The organism is Verrucosispora sp. SN26_14.1 (assembly GCF_004307965.1).
GTDB lineage: Bacteria > Actinomycetota > Actinomycetes > Mycobacteriales > Micromonosporaceae > Micromonospora.
This window is the reverse complement of the sequence record NZ_SISL01000005.1, coordinates 30546-51300: the sequence shown is the minus strand read 5'-3', so window position 1 is coordinate 51300 and position 20755 is coordinate 30546. Positions and strand designations below refer to the sequence as shown.

General features: G+C 69.5%; 22 protein-coding genes. 10 read left to right on the top strand and 12 right to left on the bottom strand.

The genetic code is table 11. The annotated features are described in order from the left end of the window. Position 1: 1 nt before the first annotated feature. On the top strand, positions 2 to 949 hold the full coding sequence (locus EYA84_RS01195) for a MerR family transcriptional regulator (RefSeq protein WP_131051109.1): 948 nt from the start codon (positions 2 to 4) through the stop codon (positions 947 to 949). Positions 950 to 965: 16 nt separating this feature from the next. Here EYA84_RS01195 and rph read toward each other — a convergent pair whose 3' ends face one another. Then, complete coding sequence (gene rph / locus EYA84_RS01190; protein ID WP_131051108.1) at positions 966 to 3557, bottom strand: rifamycin-inactivating phosphotransferase; 2592 nt, start codon at positions 3555 to 3557, stop codon at positions 966 to 968. 324 nt (positions 3558 to 3881) lie between these two features. After that, complete coding sequence (locus EYA84_RS01185) at positions 3882 to 4556, bottom strand: DNA polymerase beta superfamily protein (RefSeq protein ID WP_131051107.1); 675 nt, start codon at positions 4554 to 4556, stop codon at positions 3882 to 3884. Between the two features lie 124 nt (positions 4557 to 4680). Between EYA84_RS01185 and EYA84_RS01180 the strand changes: the two genes are divergently transcribed. After that, on the top strand, positions 4681 to 5151 hold the full coding sequence (locus tag EYA84_RS01180; protein WP_131051106.1) for a hemerythrin domain-containing protein: 471 nt from the start codon (positions 4681 to 4683) through the stop codon (positions 5149 to 5151). A 118-nt stretch (positions 5152 to 5269) separates the two neighbouring features. Continuing rightward, positions 5270 to 5935, top strand: coding sequence for a hypothetical protein (locus tag EYA84_RS01175; RefSeq protein ID WP_131051105.1), 666 nt, complete (start codon positions 5270 to 5272; stop codon positions 5933 to 5935). A 6-nt stretch (positions 5936 to 5941) separates the two neighbouring features. Here the strand turns inward: EYA84_RS01175 and EYA84_RS01170 are convergent, their stop codons facing one another. Further along, positions 5942 to 6451, bottom strand: coding sequence for a YcxB family protein (locus tag EYA84_RS01170; protein WP_131051104.1), 510 nt, complete (start codon positions 6449 to 6451; stop codon positions 5942 to 5944). A gap of 46 nt (positions 6452 to 6497) precedes the next feature. After that, positions 6498 to 7109: a YdeI family protein gene (locus EYA84_RS01165; protein WP_131051103.1), complete on the bottom strand. Its 612-nt coding sequence runs from the start codon at positions 7107 to 7109 to the stop codon at positions 6498 to 6500. Positions 7110 to 7294: 185 nt separating this feature from the next. Between EYA84_RS01165 and EYA84_RS01160 the strand changes: the two genes are divergently transcribed. The 3 genes from EYA84_RS01160 (at position 7295) to EYA84_RS01150 (ending at position 8885) form a co-directional block, all read left to right on the top strand. Further along, the gene (locus EYA84_RS01160; protein ID WP_131051123.1) at positions 7295 to 7822 is read left to right on the top strand and encodes a DUF6244 family protein; all 528 of its coding nucleotides are present in this window, start codon (positions 7295 to 7297) and stop codon (positions 7820 to 7822) included. A 185-nt stretch (positions 7823 to 8007) separates the two neighbouring features. Further along, complete coding sequence (locus EYA84_RS01155; protein ID WP_131051102.1) at positions 8008 to 8418, top strand: hypothetical protein; 411 nt, start codon at positions 8008 to 8010, stop codon at positions 8416 to 8418. A 14-nt stretch (positions 8419 to 8432) separates the two neighbouring features. Next, positions 8433 to 8885 carry a SitI3 family protein gene (locus EYA84_RS01150; RefSeq protein ID WP_131051101.1) on the top strand — a complete coding sequence of 151 codons (453 nt, stop codon included), beginning with the start codon at positions 8433 to 8435 and terminating at the stop codon, positions 8883 to 8885. On the opposite strand, the gene EYA84_RS01145 is transcribed toward EYA84_RS01150, so the two are convergent. The 3 genes from EYA84_RS01145 to EYA84_RS01135 are packed head-to-tail and all read right to left on the bottom strand — an operon-like array spanning position 8875 to position 10653. Then, positions 8875 to 9360, bottom strand: coding sequence for an N-acetyltransferase (locus EYA84_RS01145; protein WP_131051100.1), 486 nt, complete (start codon positions 9358 to 9360; stop codon positions 8875 to 8877). The genes EYA84_RS01150 and EYA84_RS01145 overlap by 11 nt on opposite strands. Beyond that, complete coding sequence (locus EYA84_RS01140) at positions 9348 to 10022, bottom strand: MOSC domain-containing protein (RefSeq protein ID WP_131051099.1); 675 nt, start codon at positions 10020 to 10022, stop codon at positions 9348 to 9350. The genes EYA84_RS01145 and EYA84_RS01140 overlap by 13 nt, the downstream gene beginning before the upstream one ends. 10 nt (positions 10023 to 10032) lie before the next feature. Beyond that, a complete protein-coding gene (locus EYA84_RS01135) occupies positions 10033 to 10653 on the bottom strand; it encodes a TetR/AcrR family transcriptional regulator (RefSeq protein ID WP_131051098.1) in 621 nt (206 codons plus the stop codon). 56 nt (positions 10654 to 10709) lie between these two features. Here EYA84_RS01135 and EYA84_RS01130 point away from each other — a divergent pair, with 56 nt between their 5' ends. The 3 genes from EYA84_RS01130 to EYA84_RS01120 all read left to right on the top strand — a co-directional run bounded on the left by EYA84_RS01130 (position 10710) and on the right by EYA84_RS01120 (position 12335). Then, positions 10710 to 11216 (top strand): SRPBCC family protein, encoded by a 507-nt coding sequence (locus EYA84_RS01130; protein WP_131051097.1) that lies wholly within the window; start codon positions 10710 to 10712, stop codon positions 11214 to 11216. A gap of 69 nt (positions 11217 to 11285) precedes the next feature. Next, entirely contained in the window at positions 11286 to 11678 is a 393-nt protein-coding gene (locus EYA84_RS01125; protein ID WP_131051096.1) for a nuclear transport factor 2 family protein, read from the top strand. Positions 11679 to 11966: 288 nt separating this feature from the next. Beyond that, the gene (locus EYA84_RS01120) at positions 11967 to 12335 is read left to right on the top strand and encodes a hypothetical protein (RefSeq protein ID WP_131051095.1); all 369 of its coding nucleotides are present in this window, start codon (positions 11967 to 11969) and stop codon (positions 12333 to 12335) included. 77 nt (positions 12336 to 12412) lie between these two features. On the opposite strand, the gene EYA84_RS01115 is transcribed toward EYA84_RS01120, so the two are convergent. Then, complete coding sequence (locus tag EYA84_RS01115; protein ID WP_131051094.1) at positions 12413 to 15142, bottom strand: tetratricopeptide repeat protein; 2730 nt, start codon at positions 15140 to 15142, stop codon at positions 12413 to 12415. 140 nt (positions 15143 to 15282) lie between these two features. Next, complete coding sequence (locus EYA84_RS01110) at positions 15283 to 15702, bottom strand: peptidase inhibitor family I36 protein (RefSeq protein WP_131051093.1); 420 nt, start codon at positions 15700 to 15702, stop codon at positions 15283 to 15285. Between the two features lie 248 nt (positions 15703 to 15950). On the opposite strand from EYA84_RS01110, the gene EYA84_RS01105 reads away from it, so the two are divergent. Continuing rightward, positions 15951 to 18779, top strand: a complete 2829-nt coding sequence (locus tag EYA84_RS01105) for a LuxR family transcriptional regulator (RefSeq protein ID WP_131051092.1) — start codon at positions 15951 to 15953, stop codon at positions 18777 to 18779. A 58-nt stretch (positions 18780 to 18837) separates the two neighbouring features. Here EYA84_RS01105 and EYA84_RS01100 read toward each other — a convergent pair whose 3' ends face one another. Genes EYA84_RS01100 through EYA84_RS01090 form a run of 3 tightly spaced genes read right to left on the bottom strand, consistent with a single transcriptional unit; the run spans position 18838 to position 20724 of the window. Then, positions 18838 to 19332, bottom strand: a complete 495-nt coding sequence (locus EYA84_RS01100; RefSeq protein WP_131051091.1) for a DinB family protein — start codon at positions 19330 to 19332, stop codon at positions 18838 to 18840. A gap of 10 nt (positions 19333 to 19342) precedes the next feature. Then, on the bottom strand, positions 19343 to 20380 hold the full coding sequence (locus EYA84_RS01095; RefSeq protein ID WP_131051090.1) for a hypothetical protein: 1038 nt from the start codon (positions 20378 to 20380) through the stop codon (positions 19343 to 19345). Beyond that, positions 20377 to 20724 carry a PadR family transcriptional regulator gene (locus tag EYA84_RS01090; RefSeq protein WP_236145535.1) on the bottom strand — a complete coding sequence of 116 codons (348 nt, stop codon included), beginning with the start codon at positions 20722 to 20724 and terminating at the stop codon, positions 20377 to 20379. The genes EYA84_RS01095 and EYA84_RS01090 overlap by 4 nt, the downstream gene beginning before the upstream one ends. Positions 20725 to 20755 lie beyond the last annotated feature (31 nt).

Here is a 20755-nt window from a genome sequence, read left to right as displayed (position 1 = left end):
CATGAACGAGTGGTTGTCGATCGGGGATGTGGCCCGGCGTACGGGTCTGAGTGTCAGCGCCATCCGGTTCTACGCCGACGAGGGCATCGTCGCGCCGACCGGGTACACCGCTGCCGGGTACCGGTGCTACGACGCGCGGGGCGTGGCGGCCCTCGAACTGGTGCGGACGCTGCGGGACCTGGGCGCGGGGCTGGACGAGATCCGTCGGTTGCTGGCCGACGAGATCACGGTGCGGGATCTCGCGAGGGCCCATCTGGCGCTCGTCGAGCGGCAGATGGGACACCTGCGTACCCGACGGGCGGTGTTGCGGGCGGTCGTGCGGCAGGACAGCGAGGCCGGGCAGGTGAGTCTCGTGCACCGACTGGCGTCGATGTCCGACGACGACCGTGAGCAGCTCGTGGAGGAGTTCTGGGCCGAGGTCACCGACGGTCTCGACCTGCGGGAGTTCGTCGACTACCTGCGCCCGTGGCGGCCCCGGCTGCCGGAGGACCCCACCGGCGAGCAGTTGGACGCGTGGATCGAGCTGGCCGACCTGGTGCGCGACCCCGGTTTCCGGCAGGCGGTCCGCGAGTTCTTCGGCGAGACCTTCGCCAGCACGGCGGACCGCGAGCGGGCGGACCCGGCGGCGGAGGCGGACGTCGCGGCGCAGGTCGAGATCCTCGCGCAGGCCAGGGCCGCGGCCGAGGCCGGCGTACCGGTCGACTCCCGCGAGGCCCGGCAGGTGGCGACGCGGTGGGTGGCGCTTGCCGCGAGTCGCAGCGGCGACCAGGACCTGACCGAGGTACGGCGGCAGATCGCCGCCGCCGACCCCGGTCCGCAGGTGAGCCGACACGTCGCGCTGCTCGGCAGGTACCACTCGCTGACCGCCACCATCAACGGCACGGCGCAACCCGTCGGGCACGCCCCGGCATCGACCTGGCTGCACGCCGCCGTCGCCGCCCTCACCTGAGCCGCCTCGACCCCGGTCAGGGCAGGATCTCCACGTACCCGTCGGTGCCGTGCACCCGGATCCGCTGCCCGTCCCGGATCAACCGGGTGGCTCCCTCGACGCTCACCACGGCCGGCAGGCCGTACTCCCGGGCGATCACCGCGCCGTGGGTCATCAGCCCGCCCACCTCCGTGACCAGGCCGGCGACGCCGAGGAACAGCGGCGACCAACTGGGGTCGGTGTAGGCGGTGACCAGGATGTCGCCCGGTGCGAGGTCGGCCTGCCCGATGTCCAGGACGACCCGGGCGCGCCCCTCGACGGTCCCGGTGGAGACCGGCAGACCGACCAGGGCGCCGGCCGGCACGTCGTCGCGACGGTACGCCCCGTTGAGGGCATCACCGTCGGAGGTGAGCACCCGGGGCGGGGTGAGCGCGTGGTACGAGCGGAACGCCTCCCGGCGTTGCCGGACGAGCCCGGCGTCCACCCGGTGCGTGCGTGCCACCTCGTGGAACTCACCGAACGTGAGGTAGTGCACGTCGTCCGCCTCGGCGAGCACGCCGGCCCGTACCAGGCGCTCGGCCTCGCCCAGCAGGGCCTGCTTGTAGACGAAGTAGCGGCTGACGATGTCGTACTTCGGGTACTCCCGGTACCCGGCGAAGGTGCGGACCCGATCGATCATTCGTTTGGTCTCGTCGGCCTTGTCGTGTCCGTCGGTCAGGGTCCGCAACCGGGACAGGACCTGCTCCTCCTTCTCTCGCGCCCGCTGCCGCCCGTTCGCCACGCGTCGCCCGGCCTCGCCCGGTGCGACGTTGCGGACGTGGTCCAGCAGCACCGGCAGCAGCATGCTCGGACGCTCGCGCCACCGCGGCCGGGTGATGTCGATCTCGCCCACGCCCCGCATCCCGTACCGGTCCAGGTACGCCTCGATCGCGTCGCGTGCCTCGCCGCCGCCCTCGACCTCGGGCAGCCGGTCCAGGAAGCCGTCGTCGTCGACACCCTTGAGGAACGTCACCACCTGCGGGTACGGGCGGATCACGTCCGCGACGTCGAGCAGCGCCAGACCCATCTCCGAGGTGACGTTGTCGGGTACGGCCAGCGTGAGCGTGTCGGCGGCGTTCTTCTCACCCAGCCACTCCCACAGCCGGTCGTGGAGCCACCAGGCGGCCTCCATCCCCGCCATGATCACCTTCATGCTCCGCGGGTCGGCGAGGACACGCTTGTGTTCCTCGAAGGCCGCCAGCAGGGCGTCGAACAGCTCGGGCCCGGTCTTCGTCGCGATGTCGCGCCGCAGCGCCGCGATCGACGCCTGGCTGCGCGCGACCAGGTCGACCACGACGGCCCGGTCGGTCGGGATCGGGGCAGGCGGTACGCCTGGCGGGGGACCGGCGGCAGCGGCGTCCGGCGCCGTCGGGACGACGTCGCCCCGATCCAGGACGGTCTGCAACGCGTCCCGGGTCAACGGGTCGGCCCGACCGATCATGTCCAGGAAGGCGGCGCTGCCCGGGCCGGCCAGCATGCGGATCGCGTCGACGAACAGTCGGCCGCCCGCCTCGATCATCGGCGCCATGGCCGTCAGCTGCCACACCGAGATGCCCAGCGGCTTCATCGGGTCGGTCATCATCTGCTGGTGGCCCACCGAGACATAGACGTGCTTGTCGGTGTCGTCGCGGTCGGGGACGGGGAACAACGTGGTGATCGGCCGGGTCTGCACGATGTGGAAGCGGCCGTCGGCCAGGCACCACTCGATGTCCTGCGGCCGACCGGTATGCGCCTCGATCCGTCGCCCGAGCTCCACCAGCGCCATGACCTGCGGGTCGGTCAGCGCCGGATGCGTGCGCCGCGATGCCTCGACGGTCACCTGCGCGGTCCCGCCGGCCGGTAGGGCCTGCACGGCGAACTGCTTCGTGCCCACCGACCTGCCGACGATCTCGCCGTCGCGTACCCGGTAGACGTCCGGGTTCACCAACCCGGCGACCAGGGCCTCACCGAGACCGAAGCCGGCGTCCACGGTGGCGACCCTCCGGTCGCCGCTGACCGGGTCGGCGGTGAACAGGATGCCGGACGCCTGCGGGAAGACCATCTGCTGCACCACCACCGCCATCCGCACCGACCGGTGGTCGATGCCGTGGCGCCGGCGGTAGGCCACGGCCCGCTCGGTGAACAACGACGCCCAACAGCGGCGGACGTGCGCCAGGACCGCCTGCGGCCCCACCACGTTCAGGTAGGTGTCCTGCTGCCCGGCGAACGACGCGGACGGCAGGTCCTCGGCCGTCGCGCTGGACCGCACCGCGTAGGCGGTCTGCTCCCCGTACCACGCGAGCGCGCCGGTGATCGCGGCCGTGACCTCGGCCGGAACGCTGAGCCCTTCGATGATCCGGCGGATCCGCGCACTGTGCGTGCCGATGGCCTCCGAGTCGTCCGCCGCCGACCTCGCCAGATCGTCGAGCAGCGCGTCGACCGGCGCGTCCGCCATGATCCGCCGGAAGGCATCCGTGGTCACACAGAACCCGGCCGGCACCCGTACGCCGTCGACGCGGGACAGCTCGCCCAGATGCGCGCCCTTGCCACCGACCACGGCCAGCCGCGTCGCGTCCACCTCCTGAAGATCCACCACGTACCGCTCGGTCATCGCGACACCTCCGACACCGCCGGGCGGCCTGGCCCGACCTCCCCAGGACTGCCGTCAGTCGACATCAACACCCGCACGTCTGCCCCCGTTTCCGCAGGTTGTGGCCTCGGCCGGCCGATTCTGCGGCATACCGGGGGCCTTGCCGCAAGCCCCCCGGTGCGCTATACGTTAAGAAGGGCAAGGAGACATCTCCTTGCCCTTCGTCGTCGGTGGGCCAGACGACCCGGCGTCCGGACTCAGCCCAGCCGGGTACGCCACCCGATCACCGCGAGGTCCGTCTCCAGACAGCCGATCCGCATCCAGCCCACGACGGCACGTCGACGGTCATCGCAGGTTCCTCTCCCGCACGGTGGTCAGCAGACGGTCCACGGCAGCCCGGTCGGGCTGCTCCGGCAGCGCGGTGGCAGCTGCCGCGTCGGCGAGGGCGGCCTGTAGGTCGGCGGCCCACGCGGTGACCGACTCCCAGGCCAGGTCGCCGCGCCGCACCGCGAGGAGTTCCTCGCGCAGGTGCCGCACATCGACCAGGACCTCACCGGTACGCAGGACGTGCGCCCCGGCGAGCAGCAGCCGGATCATGTGCATGGCCTGCTTGTGGTTCGTCTCGCCGGTCCGCTCCCGCCGTGCCGTCACCCGGTCGAGCTGGTCACGGGCATAGTTGCCGTAGGTCTCCGCCACCCGCCGTGACAGGAAGGCCCGCCGCATCGCCAGCAACTCCTCCCCGTCGACCGTGATCGCCTCGATCAGCGGGGACCAGAGCACCTCCAACACCGTCGGATTGCCCTGCAGGGCCAGGACGCAGAGCCGCTCCATCTCCCAGGAGAACTGCTCCTCGGCCGGTCCGTCGAGATGGGTGGGCGGCTTGTCGAGGAGCCAGAACGCGCGGGTGGGTGCCACGAACACCCCACGGCGGTCGTGGTCGGAGTCCGGGCCGTGCAGCCCGTACGCCCGCGACCCGACCACGACCGCGAGGACGGTGTGCCGTTCGACCAGATCGATCACGACGGCAGGCTACCCATGAACTATGCTCCGGTGAGCGTCGCGTGCCGGTGGCAGACCGTGTCAGGCATGGAGGCGCCCTACCGAGGGAGAACGACGGTGTTCACGTCGCATCCTTCGTCTCCGCGTGACTGAGCGCGAGACGACCAGGCTCGTCGCCTGGAGCTACGAGCTTCGCCAGGTCCACACCCGCCTCCGCAAGGCGCTCGACCTCGTCCGCACCGCGGTCGCCGACGGCACCTCCGGCGAGGCGGCCACCCGCGACCTGCTGCTGTACTGCCACGGGTTCTGCGCTGCCCTCGACGGACACCATCGGGGCGAGGACGCCACACTGTTCCCGGCGATCGAGGCGGCCCACCCGGAGTTGGCGCCCGTGCTGCGCTATCTCCGCCAGGACCATTCGATGATCGCGCACCTGCTCGGCGGCCTCCAGGCCGCCATCGACCGGGCCGCGCCCGTCGCCGAGCTGGATCGCCACCTGGAGGGTGTCGCCGCGATCATGGAGAGCCATTTCCGGTACGAGGAGCGACAGTTGCTCCAGGTCCTCGAAACGCTCTCCCTGGACGCCTCACCCGACGAGGTCCTGGGTCCCCTCTGAGCCGGCGTCGCAGCGGGCACCGGACAACCGGGTAGAAATCCCGTCGCCGTTCGGTGGCCGCTGCGGCGACAATGCTCGACGCGAAGGGCGGACGGTGAGCGGCGGGAGGCTGTGGGGCGTGGGTCGACGGTTGGACGGACACCCCTGGCGGGTGCTGGTCAGTACGGTCCGGCTCGGGCACCAGCAGTACCGCGTCGTGCGCCCGGTGAGGCTGCCGGGATCCGCCGGCCTCTACGAGGGTCGTCTCGGCGCCCAGTTCTGCCTCGACGCGCCCACCGCGACGATGTTCGCCCTGGCCTGGGGTCTGGCCGCCCGATCACCGCACACGATCGTCTACCTTCCGTTGCGCCGTGCCGGTGCGCGTCACGACTGCGGGTGGGGACGTCCGCTCGACCTCGTGCTGGTGCACCACCGGCTCGCGTTCCCGCCGTCACGGTGGAAACAGGTCCGGTCCCGGCTGGGCCCGGGACGTCCGCACACCGTGGACCTGCCCGGGAACGCGTGGCCCGTGCTGTCGGACACCGAGCACGAGCGGGGCTGGCATCGGGAGTTCCGTGACCATCTGCGGTGGGACGTGGCCGCCGAGACGTTGGTGCTCACCGGCAGCCGTACGGCGTACGAGCGGGCAGCCGAGCAGGTACGCGCCCTGGCCGAGGAGTGCCCGGCACATCGCGCCCGCGTACCCGGGACGCACTGCTGTGCCGAGATCGTCGTGGGCAGACCTTGGCGGTACCGGGACCGGCGTCGGCCCTACGCCGACCTGCACGCCGAGTTCTGCGGGTAGCGCGGCTCAGCGCCGGGGCGCGTCGTCCTGAAGCAACCCACGGGCGGCCATGAAGGTCCGCAACGTCTCGGCGTCCCCGGCGGACATCAGGCGGCGGGGGATCACCGTCGCCGGCATCCGGTCGACGTACACGACCCAGAACTCGGGGGTGTCCTTCACCCGGGAGACACCCTCCCAGGCGATGCCACCGGACTCCGAACCGCTGCGCATCATGATGTTCTCGTCGGTGATGTCGTAGCTGCCGTCCACGGCATAGCCGCCGGACCGGCGCCGGGCCCGCAACCGCACCCACGGCCAGTACAACATCGCCAGCAGACCACCGACGGCCATCGCCATCCACAGCGGCGTGATCTGCTCGCCCCACGACGACCCCCGCGAGACCACCAGCCCGATCACGCCGACCGTCAGCAGCACCGCGCCGACGGAGGCGTACCTGCGCAGTTGGTCGCTGCTCATCGCGGCGGCCACGCGGCCGGGGTAGGCGGGATCGGCGGGGATGTCGAAACGGATGCGCACGCCGCAACGATAGTGCGCCCAGCCGCCGGCCACCGGCAGCAGGCGCTCAGGCGGACGTCGACTGCGGCGGTGTGGCCTTCTGCGGGTGGAACGTCTCGTGCCGGGCCAACATCGCGACGAACTCGACGATCTTCCGCTCCCGGGTCCGGGCCTGCTTCACGGAATTGAGGCGGTGCACGAGCGCGTACCGGTTGGTCTTCGTGAGCACGTCGAACATGGCCTGGGCGGCGGGCTCGGCGGCGATCGCGGCGAGGAGGTCCTCGGGCACCTCGGCCTCCGAGGACGGGGCGTACGCGGCGGCCCACCGCCCGTCCGCCTTCGCGGCCTCCACGGCGGCGCGCCCGGCGGGCAACATCCGACCCTGCTCCTCCAGCCGCGCCACGTGCGACACGTTGCGCTGCGACCAGATGCTGCGCGGTCGGCGGGGAGTGAACCGGATGCAGGACGTCTCCTCGTCCCGCTTCTTGGCCTGCCCGTCGATCCACCCGACGCACAGCGCCTCGTCGACCGCCTGCTGCCAGGTCAGCGTGGTGACCGTGCCGCCCTTCTTGGTCAGGGCGAGCCAGACACCGGGCGACGTCGCATGGTTGGCGGACAACCACGCGCGCAGCTCCTCGGCATCCGCCACGATCAACTCATCCAGCTCGGCGCTCGCCATGTCCGTAGGCTAGCCCCTTCGCCGGAGCGGCACCGTCACCTGCCGCGCGTCGGCCGACCGCGACCACCACCGGCGTTCACAGCAACAACCGCAGCCGGCTGCCAGCGTCTGGTGTCTCCGCGTAAGCCCCGGTAATTTCCCGGTGAAACACCTTGAGTGTCATCGATCGGGGGGACGCCGGCTTCGTGTCGCACATTGAGAAGATCATTATCGAACTTCGCGTCCTGATGACCGGTGTGGAACGGGCTCAAGGGCTGGCGGCCAGCGCCGACCGGCAGGCGCAGCAGATTGCGGTGCGGGCCGCAGCTGCTGGCTTCGTCGCCGTCGCGGCTGGCGTGACCCGGGCACGCGATGCGATCACGGGTATCCAGAGCGGTTTGGGAAGCATCGCCGGCTCGATCGGCGAAGCGACGAAGGCCACCGTGTCAGTGCCCCAGGAAGCCACCCCACAGCAGACAATTGCCGGGCTCGCACCTGTGCAGGCAGCGGTGGACAGCGCCCGAGACGCGGCCGCCGTGGCTGTCGGTCAGGTCGGTGAAGCGCAGAAACTTGTCACCATGACCCTGCAAGGCGGGCAGCCCGGACCGCTCCTGCAATCCCTGGACAGCATCAGGCAGGTGTTGGTGTTGGTCATTACGCGCACCGGTGGTGCTCGCCAGCACGTCGAAGCGGCGATCGCCGAGGCACGGCAGTTGGGATCGTCGGGAAACTAGCGTGGGCTGGAGGTCAGGTACCGGCCAGCCCTGCCCCGTCCGACAGAAGTGGTCCGCCGTCCACACCTCACGTCTCGGCAGACGGCACATCCGGTGAACGCGGCTCTGGTGCGCCTTGGACGAGGCCGCCAACCGGTGTGCCGGGCGGAACCCCGACAGGGCCGAGGACCAGAATTCCCAGGCGGTTGGACGCCAAGGGACGACGTTCGTTGGAGTTGGAGAACGAATGTGCCGATATAGTCGCCAACAGGAGCTATCGGATTCACCAGAACCCGACGCGGCAGGAGATCATCGCCGCGAGACTGCACACCGGCGACACGGGCGAGGCGAACAGAGACCCTGATTACCTGGTCGAGGGCCACGTGTTCGATTGCTATTCCCCCGCTCCGGGCAAGACGGTACGGGGTGTGTGGACCGAGGTTCACAAGAAGGTCGACAAGGGGCAGACCCAGCGCGTCGTGCTGAACCTGCGCGACTGGAACGGGGACCTCACCGCCCTACGGAACCAGTTCGACCACTGGCCCATCGAGAAGTTGAAAGAACTCGTGGCCGTAACACCGAACGGTGCGATCGTGCAGATCGTACGGCGAGACTAGGGGAAGGCGCCAGGATGGCGGTCGAGTTCAGATTGACCTTGGCGGGCGATGTCCCGCTAACACACGTGGCTGACCTCGTGGCCACCAACGCCGTCGAGAGGCCGCAGCCAAACGACACCAATCCACAGTCGCTCAGCGCTCGCCTCTACGACACGTGCGGGTATGCGTTGAGCGTCAACGCGGGTACCAACGGCTACTTCGACGCGGACGACGACGGGTCCCGCTGGGAGTGGGAGCCGCAAACCTTCGTCGACATCGACTTCTCCATGCGCGCCGACGACATCGTCGACCTCGGGATTCCGGCCATGATCAAAGCCGTCGCGCGGGTTCTTGTTGGCCGGCAGGAGGACGCAGCGCTGATCCAGGACGGGAACTGGCTGCTACTGACCCGCATCGAGGGACAGATCCGCAGACACAATCCGTCGTGGTGGAGCCATTACGGCGTTGCGGACCTCATCACGCCCTGAGCAGCGTTTTGCGCATCTGCTGCGTGACCACCCGGTAGCCGGAACTCTGGTAGAGCCGCCGAGCACGGTCGTTGTCACCGAACACATTGAGTTCGAGGGCCGAGACGCCGTGCCGGCGGACGACGTCCTCGCCGGCGGCCAGCAGCTTGCGTCCGTATCCCGCACCCCGGTGCGCCGACTCGACCTCGATGTCGTAGAGGAACGCACAGTCAGCGATGCCCCGAGGATGGGTGAGCCCGATCCACAGCACCCCGATGGCGGTCCCGTCGTCGAGTTCACCCTTGAGGAACAACATGCCGGCGGTGGTGAAGCCGTCCGGCAGCAGAGTCTCGTTGCTGTGGCGGGCCATCTGCAGGGCATTCTCGGCGGACCAGTTCCCGGCCGCCACCTGCTCGTCGGCGTAGACGCGGACGAGGCTGGAGTACCACTGACCGAACTCGATCTCGGTCATGCTCCGGACGGTCAGCTCAGACATGGACGTGATGCTGACACACGGCTGCCGAGCACCTCCCGCAGGTCGTCGGGCAGACCGTCGATCGCCAGCAGCGTGGGCACGAGTTCCGGTGCGGTCATGTAGGCGCGGAAGGCGTCCGCGATCGTCACGCCGTGGGCCGGCCGGTCCGTCACGGTGACCGCATCTCCGGCACGGATCTCGCCGGGCGCCAGGACGCGCAGGTAGGCGCCGGGGCGGTTCTCACGGGTGAACGTCTTGAGCCAGTGGGGCTCGGCCATCTTGGCCTGGAACGTGACGCACGGGATGCGACCGAAGGTCGGTTGCAGCACGAGGTCGTCGCCGATGGTCCATCTCTCGCCGATCACCGCGCCGTTCACGTCGACGTCGACCGTCGTGAGGTTCTCGCCGAAGACTCCGCCGGGCAGCTCCCGGCCGAGTCGGGCTTCCCACCAGTCGTAGTCCTCGCGGGCGTACGCGTACACCGCCTGGTCGTCACCGCCGTGGTGCTCGATGTCGAAGATCTGGTCACCGACCAGTCCACTGTGCAGCCCGGTGGTCTTCGGGCCGGGTGCGCGGACCGCCACGGGGCCGTCGATCGGCTGTTTGTTGATGCCCGTGATGCCGACCCGTTTGGCGGTGCTTCGCTCCGGCACGGCCAGGTTGACAGAGAGGATTCTGCCCATGGGCTGCAATCTATCGGCTGTCCGGGTCGGGCCGCGCCGGGTTTTTCTCGCGTACGCCCGGGTGCGGGGCGAGAAGGGCGGTGGCCGCGCGGCGGACGGCGGCGACGTCGTCGTCGGTCGGGACGTTTCCGGTCTGTAGTACTCGCCGGACGACGGTGTAGGGCAGGTCGACGACGGCGAGGAGCACGTCGGCCAGTGGGTGGCCGGTGTGGGTGGCCAGTGCGGTCAGCTTTTCGTGCAGGGCCCGCTGGTTGGTCTCGGCCCGCCGTTGCAGTGGGGCGGACAGGTCCCGGTGCAGCAGGTCACGCAGGGCGAGTCGGAGGAGGAGCGTGGCGTCCTCGGGGTGGGTGCGACTCCAGGTGAGCACCGTGGCGGCGGCGTCGACGGCGTGGTCGGTGTCGGGCAGCGACAGTGCGCCGAGGTAGGCGTCCAGGAACCGGTCCTGGGCGCGTAGCCAGGCGGCGGCGACCAGGTCGTCCCGGGTGGGGAAGCGGTGATAGACGGTGCCGCTGGAGGCGCCGGTGGCCAGGCAGACGGCGCGAGCGGAGGCGGCGGCCGGACCACCGTCGAGCAGCAGTACGCGTACGGCGTCGAGCAGGACGTCGGTGGAGTACTTGACCGGCTGTGGCACGAAGTAGAGAATACTCGCTGCTTGAACTAGCGAACATTCTCTAGTACGGAGTTCGGATGGTCCGCGACGTGCACGAACGTCGACTGCTCCAGCCCGTCCAGGGCTGCCGCCCGTTGATCGAGTCGCTCGCCGGCCCGCACGACGAACTGTGGCCCACCGGACGGTGGCCGGCGATGCGCTTCGACCGCCCGCTGGGCGTCGGCGCGGTCGGCGGTCACGGGCCGATCAGATACCGGGTCGAGCAGTACGAGCCGGGACAGCGCATCCGGTTCCGCTTCACCGCGCCGCGTGGTTTCGACGGCTTCCACGAGTACGAGCTGATCCCGGCGGCCGGCGACGAATGCGTTCTCCGGCATTCACTGGTGGCGCGGATGCGCTGGCCCGCCGCCCTGACGTACCCGCTGATCTACCGGCCGCTGCACGCGGCGCTGATGACCGACAGCCTGGACAGGGCGGCACTGTTCACCGGTACCCCGGTCGACGCTGCGCACCGGTGGTCGAGGTGGGTTCGACTGTTGCGGTGGATCGTCTCGCGGGTTCGCCGACGCGTCCGAGCGCGATGAGCCCCACCGCTGTCACGGTGTGACCGAACATCACCGTCGGCCGCCCGGTCGAGTGGCAAGCTGGCATCCGTGGACAGGAAACAGGTGACCGGCTGGCTCGCGGCCTACGAACAGGCGTGGCGGACGCCGGGGACGGACGTACTCGCGACGATCTTCACGCCGCAGGCGAGCTACCAGCAGGGACCGTACCGGACACCGGTCATCGGCCTGGAGGCCATCGCGGCGATGTGGGAGGACGAGCGGACCGGCTCCGACGAGGTGTTCCACATGACCAGTGAGATCGTCGCCGTGGAGGGCGACACCGCGGTGGCGCGGCTGGAGGTCCGCTACGGCGACCGGGTCCCCCAGGAGTACCGCGATCTGTGGATCATGCGTTTCGCCGAGGACGGTCGCTGCGTCGCGTTCGAGGAGTGGCCCTTCTGGCCGACGCAGTCGACCGCCGACCCGGCCGCCGAAAGCTGACCGTATGTCAGATCAGCGACAGTGGAGGTCAGCCGCTATTCAGCGGTAAATAGCATCCACTGCCCACTCGTCCTGTGGGCATCGCTGGTGTGCACGGAAGGCTCCCTCTTGAGAAAGACTGCTCGCGGAGGTGTCGGATCCCCCGTACGGCAGAGTGGCGGCGACCAGGTCCGGTCAGTCATCGCCGTTCCGCTGACGGCGTTCTCCCGCTGCCAAGCCGTTCGTACGCCAAGTAGTGAGCCGAATCGCTGGGATCTGCTCGCGGTTCGAGTTCGGACGGGCCGGGGCATGGGCGACGTGAAGATGATCAGGTTTCCGGAGCCTGACGACGTGAAGAACCCTGACGACCTGAGGCGGTTGGCGAGTCGGGCTCGGTTGGTGTCCGCGTCCTTCGCGAACCGGCAGAACATGGGGGAGACCGTCCTCAAATACGGTTCCCTGCTGACCGCGATCATCGCGATTTCGGTCGGTGCCTCGGCGCCTCGCCTCCCGGGCGCGCTGACCTTCGGCCAGGTCCTCGGCGCCCTTCTGTGCTTTGGCACGCCGCTTGTCGTGCAGTTCATGTACATCGGTTTGAGGGCGACCCATCATGCGGCGCGTTCCACGAACTGGGCGGTGATCGCTGAGTCGTACGAGAAGGCGGTCAAGGACGCGTGAGGACGGACGCCTGCCGGGTTTGATGCTGACGGATCCGCGGGCGCGTCAGGACCGCTCCATCGGCGGTGGACCGACCGTCATGGTGGGTCCGACGACGGCAGGTCGTGCAGCGCCTCCCTGACACGTGCGGCCAAGGGGGAGCCGGTCCGCTCCAGGCCGAGCAATGCGCGGCTCCACAGCTTGCGTGCCTGATCGGGCCGCTGTCGGGCCACCTCGACCTGCCCCAGTCCCCAGCACGCACGGGACAGGCCGACGAGGTCGTGGAGTCGTTCGGCGAGTGCGGCCGATGCCGCGTAGTGTCGCTCTGCGTCGTCCCAGTGCTGCATGCCGGCAGCGACGTCGCCGAGTCCGCGTAGCGCGTGAGCCTCGCCGAGTCGGTCGCCGATCTCCTGGCAGATCGTCAACGCCCGGGTGTGGTGCTGTTCGGCAACGGTCTGCTGGTGGAGCAGCAGGACGAGGTCGCCCATGTCACGAAGGGTCCGTGCCTCGGCGTACCGGTCGGCGAGTTCCTGGTACGTCTGGAACGCCGACCGGTACAGCTCGGCGGCGGTGACGAGATCTCCGTGGCCGACCGCGACGTCACCGAGGCCACGCCGAATGTGGTTGGCGCCCAACTGCTCCCCATAGTCGATCATTAGCTGGGCGCCGCGCGTGTAGTGCTGCGCCGCTGTCGTGAACTGACCTACGGCGACGAAGGCGTCGCCGAGTCCACGCAGAGCGTGGCCTTCACCACGCTGCTCGTGGATCTCCCGGCAGATCTCCACCGAGCGCTCGAACTGCTGTCGCGACTCGGCGAGGCTGCCGCGCAGTCGCAGTACGTCGCCCAGGCTCTGTCGGGCGAGCGCCTCGCCGAGGTGGTCGCCGACCTCCCGACTGACCAGCACCGCACCGGACGAGAGCCGGGAGGCGGCGGGGAAATCGCCGGTGGCCCGGGCGACGTCGGCGAGAATCCGTTGGGCACGGGCGGCGCCACCACGGTCACCAAGTAACTGGAAGGTCTCCCTGCTGCGTTGCGCAAGACGATTGGCGGCGACGTGATGGTCCAGCAGGTACAGCCGGCGGGCCGCGAGAGTTCCCAGCGTGGCGGCGTCCCGGTCCCCGGTGATGGCGGTGAGTGCGATGAGATTGTCCTCTTCGGCGACGAGCCAGGCGCGGGTGTCGTCCGGACTGTCGAGTCTCAACCGACCCGGCGCGTCATCGACGCTGGTCGACGCGGTCGCGTACCAGTGCCGCACGGCCGTGTCGAGCGTAGCGAGGTACCACGTCGTGAGGCGGTGGAGCGCCGCCGTGCGGTACGCCGGCGAAAGCGAGCTGCCCGCTTGGTCCCGGGCGTAGTCGCGAAGCAGGTCGTGTTGCTCGTAACAGCGCCTGCTGCCGGATCTTCGCGTGGGCCTGACGAGGTTGCGGTCACCGAGGTCTCGCAGGAGCTGAGATGCCTGCCCTGGGGGGCGGTCGAGCAGGGCGGCGAACTGCTCGACACCGATCGTGGGGCCGGGATGGACACCAACGAGCCGAAACGCGTGGAGCGTCACCTCGTCGAGCCGGTCGATCGAGACCTCGAAGCTCGTTCGTGTACCCGCGTACTCCGCATCGCTCTCGCCAAGCCGGCGGTTCGTGTCGGCCAGATCGGTAAGCACGTCGGCCAGTTCGAGTGTCGGGTCGCTGTTCATCCGGCCGGCGACGACCGTGACGGCGAGCGGAAGGTGACCCGCCAGGTCCGTCACCCTCGCCACCCGTGCCACATCCTGACAGCGGTCGGCGCCGACCAGCCGCACCAGAAGGGAGGCGGACTCCTGCGGTGTCATGACGTCCAGCCACAGCGGCCGGGTACCGAATGGTGCGACGGACCGGCTGCGGCTCGTGATGATCACAGGGCTGCCCGGTGACATCGGGAGCAGCGGCGCGACCTGTGCGGCGTTCAGCGCGTTGTCGAGCACGACCAGCGCCGTCCGTCCGGCCATCCGGACCCGCCAGCGAGCCTGCCGACGCTCCAGGTCAGGGGGGATGCTGTGGCTGGGCACACCGGCCTGGTCGAGCAACTGTTCCAGCGCCACGAGCGGGGTGACCGGAGGCAGGCCGGGTGTGTAACCGTGGAGGTCTATGAAGAACTGGCCGTCCGGATACCTCGCCGCGAAGCGGTGCGCGACGTGCAGCGCAAGGGCTGTCTTGCCCACGCCGGCCATTCCGGTCACCGAACTGATCGAGACGACGGTGCCAGAGGGATCGTGCGCGGCCAGTCTCTCGGACAGTTCCTCGACGGCCCGGCTGCGGCCGGTGAAGTCCGGCATCTGCCCAGGCAGGTGACCGCGGGAACGATCTGGAAGCGGCATCTGGTCCACCTTGTACCTGATGTGGCCCAGGATCTCGACGGCCTCGTTGCGCCACAACCACTCCGACAGCGGCGCGAGAACACCGCCGGCACGTGCGTTTCCGTGAATTCCCGCGACGATGTTACGAGCCAGACACTCCGCGACGACTTCCGGCGTCGCGGGCCAGCCCTGCTCGGGTCCCCGGCCGGCGGTGACGTCGAGCCATTTGCGCAGCGCCGTCGCCAGTTCCGCACGATCGCTCACCTGGATCACGCTGATACCGTCACGACGGCTCAATAGCGCGCGGCGCAATTCCCGCGCTGGACCCTGTGCGCGCTGGGTATTCTTTCCGATGATCTCGATGAGGGTCGTGTCGACAGCGTCCGCCACGACCATCCGCATGGCCGGCTTGACGCGGTCGCCACGCAGTCGACGGAACATTTCTGTGCCGGCAGCCGAGACGAGCCAGCCGAGCAGCGCATCGCCGAAGGGCACCACGGCGAACTCCTCTCCGGGTCGGAGATTCCTTGCGTGCGTGAAGGTTGGTCATCGGGCACTGGTGGATGTTCCACGATGGGTGTGCCCGTTCGGCGCCGGAAGAGGCTCCGGCGCCGAACGCTGAGCGGGTTGGCTGGGGCTCAGAGGAACTTGTGTGAGGCGTTGTCGAGGAGGGTGTTGCTCAGGTTCCGCAGCGCACCGGCGGCCACGTCGTCGTACGAGCCGGCGTAGTTGCTGTTGTAGTAGACGCGGACAGTGCGGCCACTACGGTTCCACGCCGAGGCGGCGTTGTTCTTCAGGCACTGGCCCTGCCCGAGGCCCGGCGACTTGAAGTCGTAGCAGCTGGGTTGGGTCGCGCCGTAGTTCGCGAGCGATCCGGTGAAGTCGGAGAGCGACCCCGTCTTTCCGAGGCCCCAGTAGAAGCAGATCTCGCCGGGTTCGCAGATGCCGTTCCTGGGAGTGGCCGCCGAGGCGGCGGTCGGGGTGAGCGCCGCGAATAGCGACACGCCTCCGAGGATGAGGACCATGGCGCGGGCGATGGTGGCTCTGGTTCTGCGCATTCTTCGTCCTTTCGGCCTAGACGGCGGCAGAGTCGGGGGTTGCCGTGGCTGGCCCAATCGATCATTAGCGGAACATCCACTTCGGATCATTGCCGCCTTCGGTTAACCTCTTGTGCCATGAACCAAGGATCTGCGGAGACGCGCCGAGGTGGCATCACGGTACCCACCGAAGGATTTATCTCCGTCGAGCGATTCGTGCGGCCGAGACACCCCGGAGAGCGCGAAGCTGCGGTCGTTCTGTCTGACTCGTGACTCTGCTCGAACGCGATCACGAGCAACTGCGGATCCGGGATCACGTTGCCGGGCTCGACGCGGGAACCGGTGCGATCGTGCTCGTCGAAGGCGCACCCGGAATCGGCAAGTCGGCGCTGCTTGCGGAGGTGTGCCGAACCGCTCAAGGCCAAGAGGTCGGGGTGCTCACCGCACACGGCGGTGAACTTGAACAGGACATGCCGTTCGGAGTCGTACGGCAACTGTTCGAACCGGCCCTGCATGCTGTCGCGCCGGCGGATCGCGCGGATCTCTTCACCGGCGCAGCCCGGCTCGCCTCGGTGGTGTTCGACAGCCGTCCTGGTTCCCCGGACACGTCGGTGGGCGATGTCGTCCATGCTCTGCACTGGCTTTGTGCCAACCTCGCCGAACGGAGACCACTGCTGCTGGTCGTCGACGATGTCCACTCGGCCGACGAGGCGTCGCTACGGTTCCTCTCTCATCTTTCGCGACGGGTGACGCACCTGCCGATCCTGCTGCTGCTCGCCACCCGCCCCGCCTGGCGCCACGACCGCTCACCCACTGCACAGGTCCTGAGCGGCGTCAGCGCGGACATTCTGCCCCTGGCTCCGCTGGGCCGTGAGGCCGTCGCGGCGCTGGTTCGTGGCACCTTGTCGCCGGGCGCGGACGAGAGTTTCTGCGAGGCGTGCGCGACCGTCAGCGGAGGCAACCCGTTTCTGCTCACCGAGGCGATCAACGCGCTGCGAGTCAAAGGCGTTGCCGCCCGCGCGAGCGAGGTGCACCACCTGGGAGCCCTGCGATCCGACTTCATCACCAGGTCGGTGCTGGCGCGCATCACGTCAATGGGACCCCAGGCCCTGCACCTGGCCAGGGCCGTGGCCGTGCTCGGTAGCTCTGCCACGCTGCACCGGGTCGCGACGCTCGCCGACATCGCCGCCGGACCGACGCGGCCGGACACGGACGCGAACCAGACCGCACACACCGTCGACCTTCTTGTCCGCGAGGCCGTCCTTGCGCCAGGGCTACCCCTCGACTTCGTGCATCCCCTACTTCGGACCGCCGTCTACACCGACATCAGCGCACCGTTTCGTGCCCACCTGCACAAGGCGGCAGCCCTGCTGCTGGCGACCGAACAGGTGGCTCCGGAACACATCGCACCCCATCTGCTCGCCTGCGAACCGACCTGTGATCCGTGGGTCGCCGACGCCCTGCACAGCGCCGCACACGCCGCGTCCGGCCGCAGCGCGATCGAGAACGCGGTCCGGTTCCTGGAGCGGGCAATGATCGAGCCACCCGCACCATCCGTTCGTACCTCGGTAAGCGTCGACCTGATCCGGGCCCTGGTGCGAGCGAACCGGCTCGGCGACGCAGGGATCCGCCTACAGTCACTCCTGAACACACCCGACACCACGGCCATCCCCGCCGAGACGGCAGTGGATCTCGGCACCCAACTGGTGATCGCCGGGCAGCACCATCACGGCGGCCACCTCCTGCAGTACGCACAGAGCGCCGCGAGAGACAGTCCGGAGATCGCCATCCGCGTCCTCGCTGCGGCCGCGTTCGGTGGCCTCACCGCCATGGATCCGCCTCACATCTGGATTCACCAACTGGAACAGGCAGTATCCGGGCTCTCCGCCACCGCCGACACGGACCGGATGGTGTACGCCACTCTCGCCTTCCTCACGGCTGCCACCGGGGACCGGACTGCGGACGAGGTCACCCGCATGGCCACTGTCGCCGCGACGGGTCCCTTACCTGCCAGAGGCTTCGGCCTGCTGGTCAACCTGGCGAGCGCGGCGCTGGCCATCTGTGGCCAGAACGATGATGCGCTGCAGCTCCTCGATGCCGGCATCGACGCTGCCAGACAGGACGGTGACCTCACCACGCTCGGCTATCTGTCGGTGCTGCGTTCACATACCGCGATTGACGCTGGCAGGCTCATGGAGGCCGAAGCCGACGGTCAGACGGCACTGGAGATCTACCAGGAGAGACCCGAGGAACGTCCCCTGGCCGCCGCAGTGCTCGTCGACGCTCTGGTCGCCCGCGGCGAGACCGCCGCCGCCCAGGATGTGCTCACCACGTTCGGTCTCGAAACCCACCTACCGCTGAACTGGCTGATCTCCCACTTCTTCCACCTCGCCAGAGCCCGGCTCCGTCTCCATCAGCACCGCCCGGCCGACGCGCTCGTCGACCTGGCCGTCTGCGGCGATGCGCTCACCGCCGCCGGGTACACCAATCCGGCGTTCGCGGGGTGGCGCTTCGAGAAGGTGCAGGCGCACCTGGCGTTGGGTGACACCGCCCAGGCTTGCGCCCTGGCCGCCGAAGAAGTCGAACTGGCTCGACGGTTCAGATCCCCGCGCTCGCTCGGCACTGCCCTGCGGTCGGCGGCTGCGGTCGCCAAGGGCGCGGAACGTCTCGCCCTGCTGCGGGAAGCTGTGACCATCCTCGAAAGCACGTCTGCCCCGCTCCACCACGCGCATGCCCTGTTCGAGTACGGCGCCGCGCTGCGCCGCAACGGCGAGCGCAGTGCCGCGCAGGAGCCGCTGCGCCGGGCCCTGCATCACGCCAGCCGCTGCGGGGCGCAGTTGCTGACCCGCCAGGCGACCGACGAACTGCTGGCCGCCGGTGCCCGTCCACGCCGTCACACGTTGTCGGGGCCCGAGGCGTTGACCGCGCAGGAACTCCGTGTCGCTCAGTTGGCCGCAGCGGGTGCCACGAATCGCGACATCGCCCAGCGACTCTTCGTCACGCGCCGCACTGTCGAAATCCACCTGACCAACGCCTACCGCAAGCTGAACATCACCTCGCGAGGCCAACTTCAGGCGGCACTCGTCTCGTCCGACTGACACCGGGATGCGTAGGCACCGTTTGTCGTGAGCACCGGATCGGGCGGGTGTCCGCTGCTCAGCGCCCGGTGACGCCGTCGACGAGCTCCCGCAGGATGTCGGCGTGCCCGGCGTGCCGGACGGTCTCGCTCGTCATGTGGGCGAGCACCCAGCGCAGGGTGCGCGGCCCGTCGTCCACCGGCTGGGCGGTGCGGCTGTCGATGCCGCCCGCCGCGCGGATGTGCGCGTCGCTCTCGGCGATCGCGCGACGGTAGTCGTCGACGATCTGCGCCCCGGTGAGGTCCGGAGCGACCGCCATGGCGAAGTTGACGTCGGCGTGACGGGCGTCGCCGGCCAGGGTGTACCCGAACCAGTAGCGTTCGGCGTCGGTCAGGTGCCGGACCAGTCCCAGCAGCGTGGTGTCCGAGACGACCAGACGGCGTCGTAGCTGTTCGTCGTCCAGGCCGTCGACCTTCTTGAGGACGCAGGACCGGGCGAAGGCGAGGAACGCCAGCGCCGTGTCCAGTTCGCCGCCGTCGTTGAGGGGGACACGTTCGCGTTGCGACTCCAGCATGGATCCGACCCTACGTCGCGGCGGCGGCCGGAGGGAGTCGGCGCAGCGCGCGCAGGGCCAGCACGGCGAGTGGTACGCCCACCGCCAGGACGGCGACGACCTCCACCGACGCGATCGTGGTGAGTGCGGTGCGCTGGATCTGGTGGTGGTAGTCGGTCAGGGTCACGGCCCGCAGGGCGACGGTGGCCACGGCGAGCAGGGTGAGCGCCAGTGACCACGGCAGCGCACGGGCGGGGCGACGCGGTCCGCGTACCGTCAGGTGGACCACGATGGCGACGGTGACCGCCGCGCAGGACAGGCCCGGCCAGTCCAGCAGCCGGAGCGCCGGTGCGACCGCCTGGAGGGTGAACAGCGGTACGGGAACCAGGAGGATGCCGATCGGCAGGGCGAGCAGCCAGGGTCGACGGGGCACCGGTGGGGCACCCTGGTGGAAGGCCGTCATGCCCAGGAGCAGCAGGACGTCGACGAGCCGCATCGCCCAGGGGGAGACGGTCAGTGGGGTGTCTCCGGCGGCCTGGGTCACGACGGTGGTGATCGCGGGGGGCACCACGGCGATCAGGGCGACGGCCTGGGCCACGCGCCGCTGTCCGAGGACCAGCGCCAGGTATGCGGGCAGCCAGGCGTAGCCGGCGAGGTTCCAGGTGGCGAGCCAGACGCTCGACGAGGTGGTGGGTGTCCAGTCCGATGCCGGTGCCGGCAACCAGGTGATCTTCCCGGTGAGCCAGAGCGTGACGCCGATGCCGGCGGTGACCATGACGGCGTGGGTCAGCATCGTCATCAGGGTCGCCAGGCGTACGGCCTGGCCCCAGGCGTACGAGCGGGGTGACGCGTCTGCGCCGCCGAGGCGCAGCCGGACGGCCAGGGAGGCGATGCTGGCGACCTCCGACAGGCTGGGTCGTCCGTAGTCGGCCAGGTATTCGGCGGTCTCGGGGTCGCCGGTGTCCATGCTGTCCAGGAAGGCGGCGACCATGTCGTCCTCCCACTCCTGCCGGTAGGCGGTGGGCAGCAGTCGTAGGACGCGTCGGTAGCGTTCCTCCAGCCGGTTCACGAGGACGTCCCGGTGATCGGGTCGCGTCGGTCGCGCAGCCGGGTCGAGGCGAGGCGTGCGTTGGCGGCCAGCCGCTGGGCCTCGGCGTCGAGGGCGTCGCGGCCGGGTTCGGTGAGTCGGTAGTAGCGGCGCAGCCGTCCCTGCCAGGCCTCCTCGCGGTCGAGTTCGACCAGGCCGTCTCCGACGAGCCGGTCCAGTGCCCCGTACAGCGAGCCGATCTTCAGTTGAACCCGTCCCTGGGACAGGTCGGCGACCTCGGCGACGATCCCGTAGCCGTGACGGGGGGCGTCCAGCAGCGCGGTGAGGATGAAGAAGGCCGGTTCGGTCATCGCCCGAGAACTCATCCACCTAATATAGTGGCAGGCAAGATATGAT

Coding starts and splice junctions, on each gene's coding strand:
- EYA84_RS01130 (WP_131051097.1), top strand. CDS start 10,710: ATGGTCCGCGACGTGCACGAACGTCGACTGCTCCAGCCCGTCCAGGGC.
- EYA84_RS01110 (WP_131051093.1), bottom strand. CDS start 15,702: ATGCGCAGAACCAGAGCCACCATCGCCCGCGCCATGGTCCTCATCCTC.
- EYA84_RS01100 (WP_131051091.1), bottom strand. CDS start 19,332: ATGCTGGAGTCGCAACGCGAACGTGTCCCCCTCAACGACGGCGGCGAA.
- EYA84_RS01165 (WP_131051103.1), bottom strand. CDS start 7,109: ATGGCGAGCGCCGAGCTGGATGAGTTGATCGTGGCGGATGCCGAGGAG.
- EYA84_RS01145 (WP_131051100.1), bottom strand. CDS start 9,360: ATGTCTGAGCTGACCGTCCGGAGCATGACCGAGATCGAGTTCGGTCAG.
- EYA84_RS01150 (WP_131051101.1), top strand. CDS start 8,433: ATGGCGGTCGAGTTCAGATTGACCTTGGCGGGCGATGTCCCGCTAACA.
- EYA84_RS01195 (WP_131051109.1), top strand. CDS start 2: ATGAACGAGTGGTTGTCGATCGGGGATGTGGCCCGGCGTACGGGTCTG.
- EYA84_RS01090 (WP_236145535.1), bottom strand. CDS start 20,724: ATGAGTTCTCGGGCGATGACCGAACCGGCCTTCTTCATCCTCACCGCG.
- EYA84_RS01120 (WP_131051095.1), top strand. CDS start 11,967: ATGGGCGACGTGAAGATGATCAGGTTTCCGGAGCCTGACGACGTGAAG.
- rph (WP_131051108.1), bottom strand. CDS start 3,557: ATGACCGAGCGGTACGTGGTGGATCTTCAGGAGGTGGACGCGACGCGG.
- EYA84_RS01140 (WP_131051099.1), bottom strand. CDS start 10,022: ATGGGCAGAATCCTCTCTGTCAACCTGGCCGTGCCGGAGCGAAGCACC.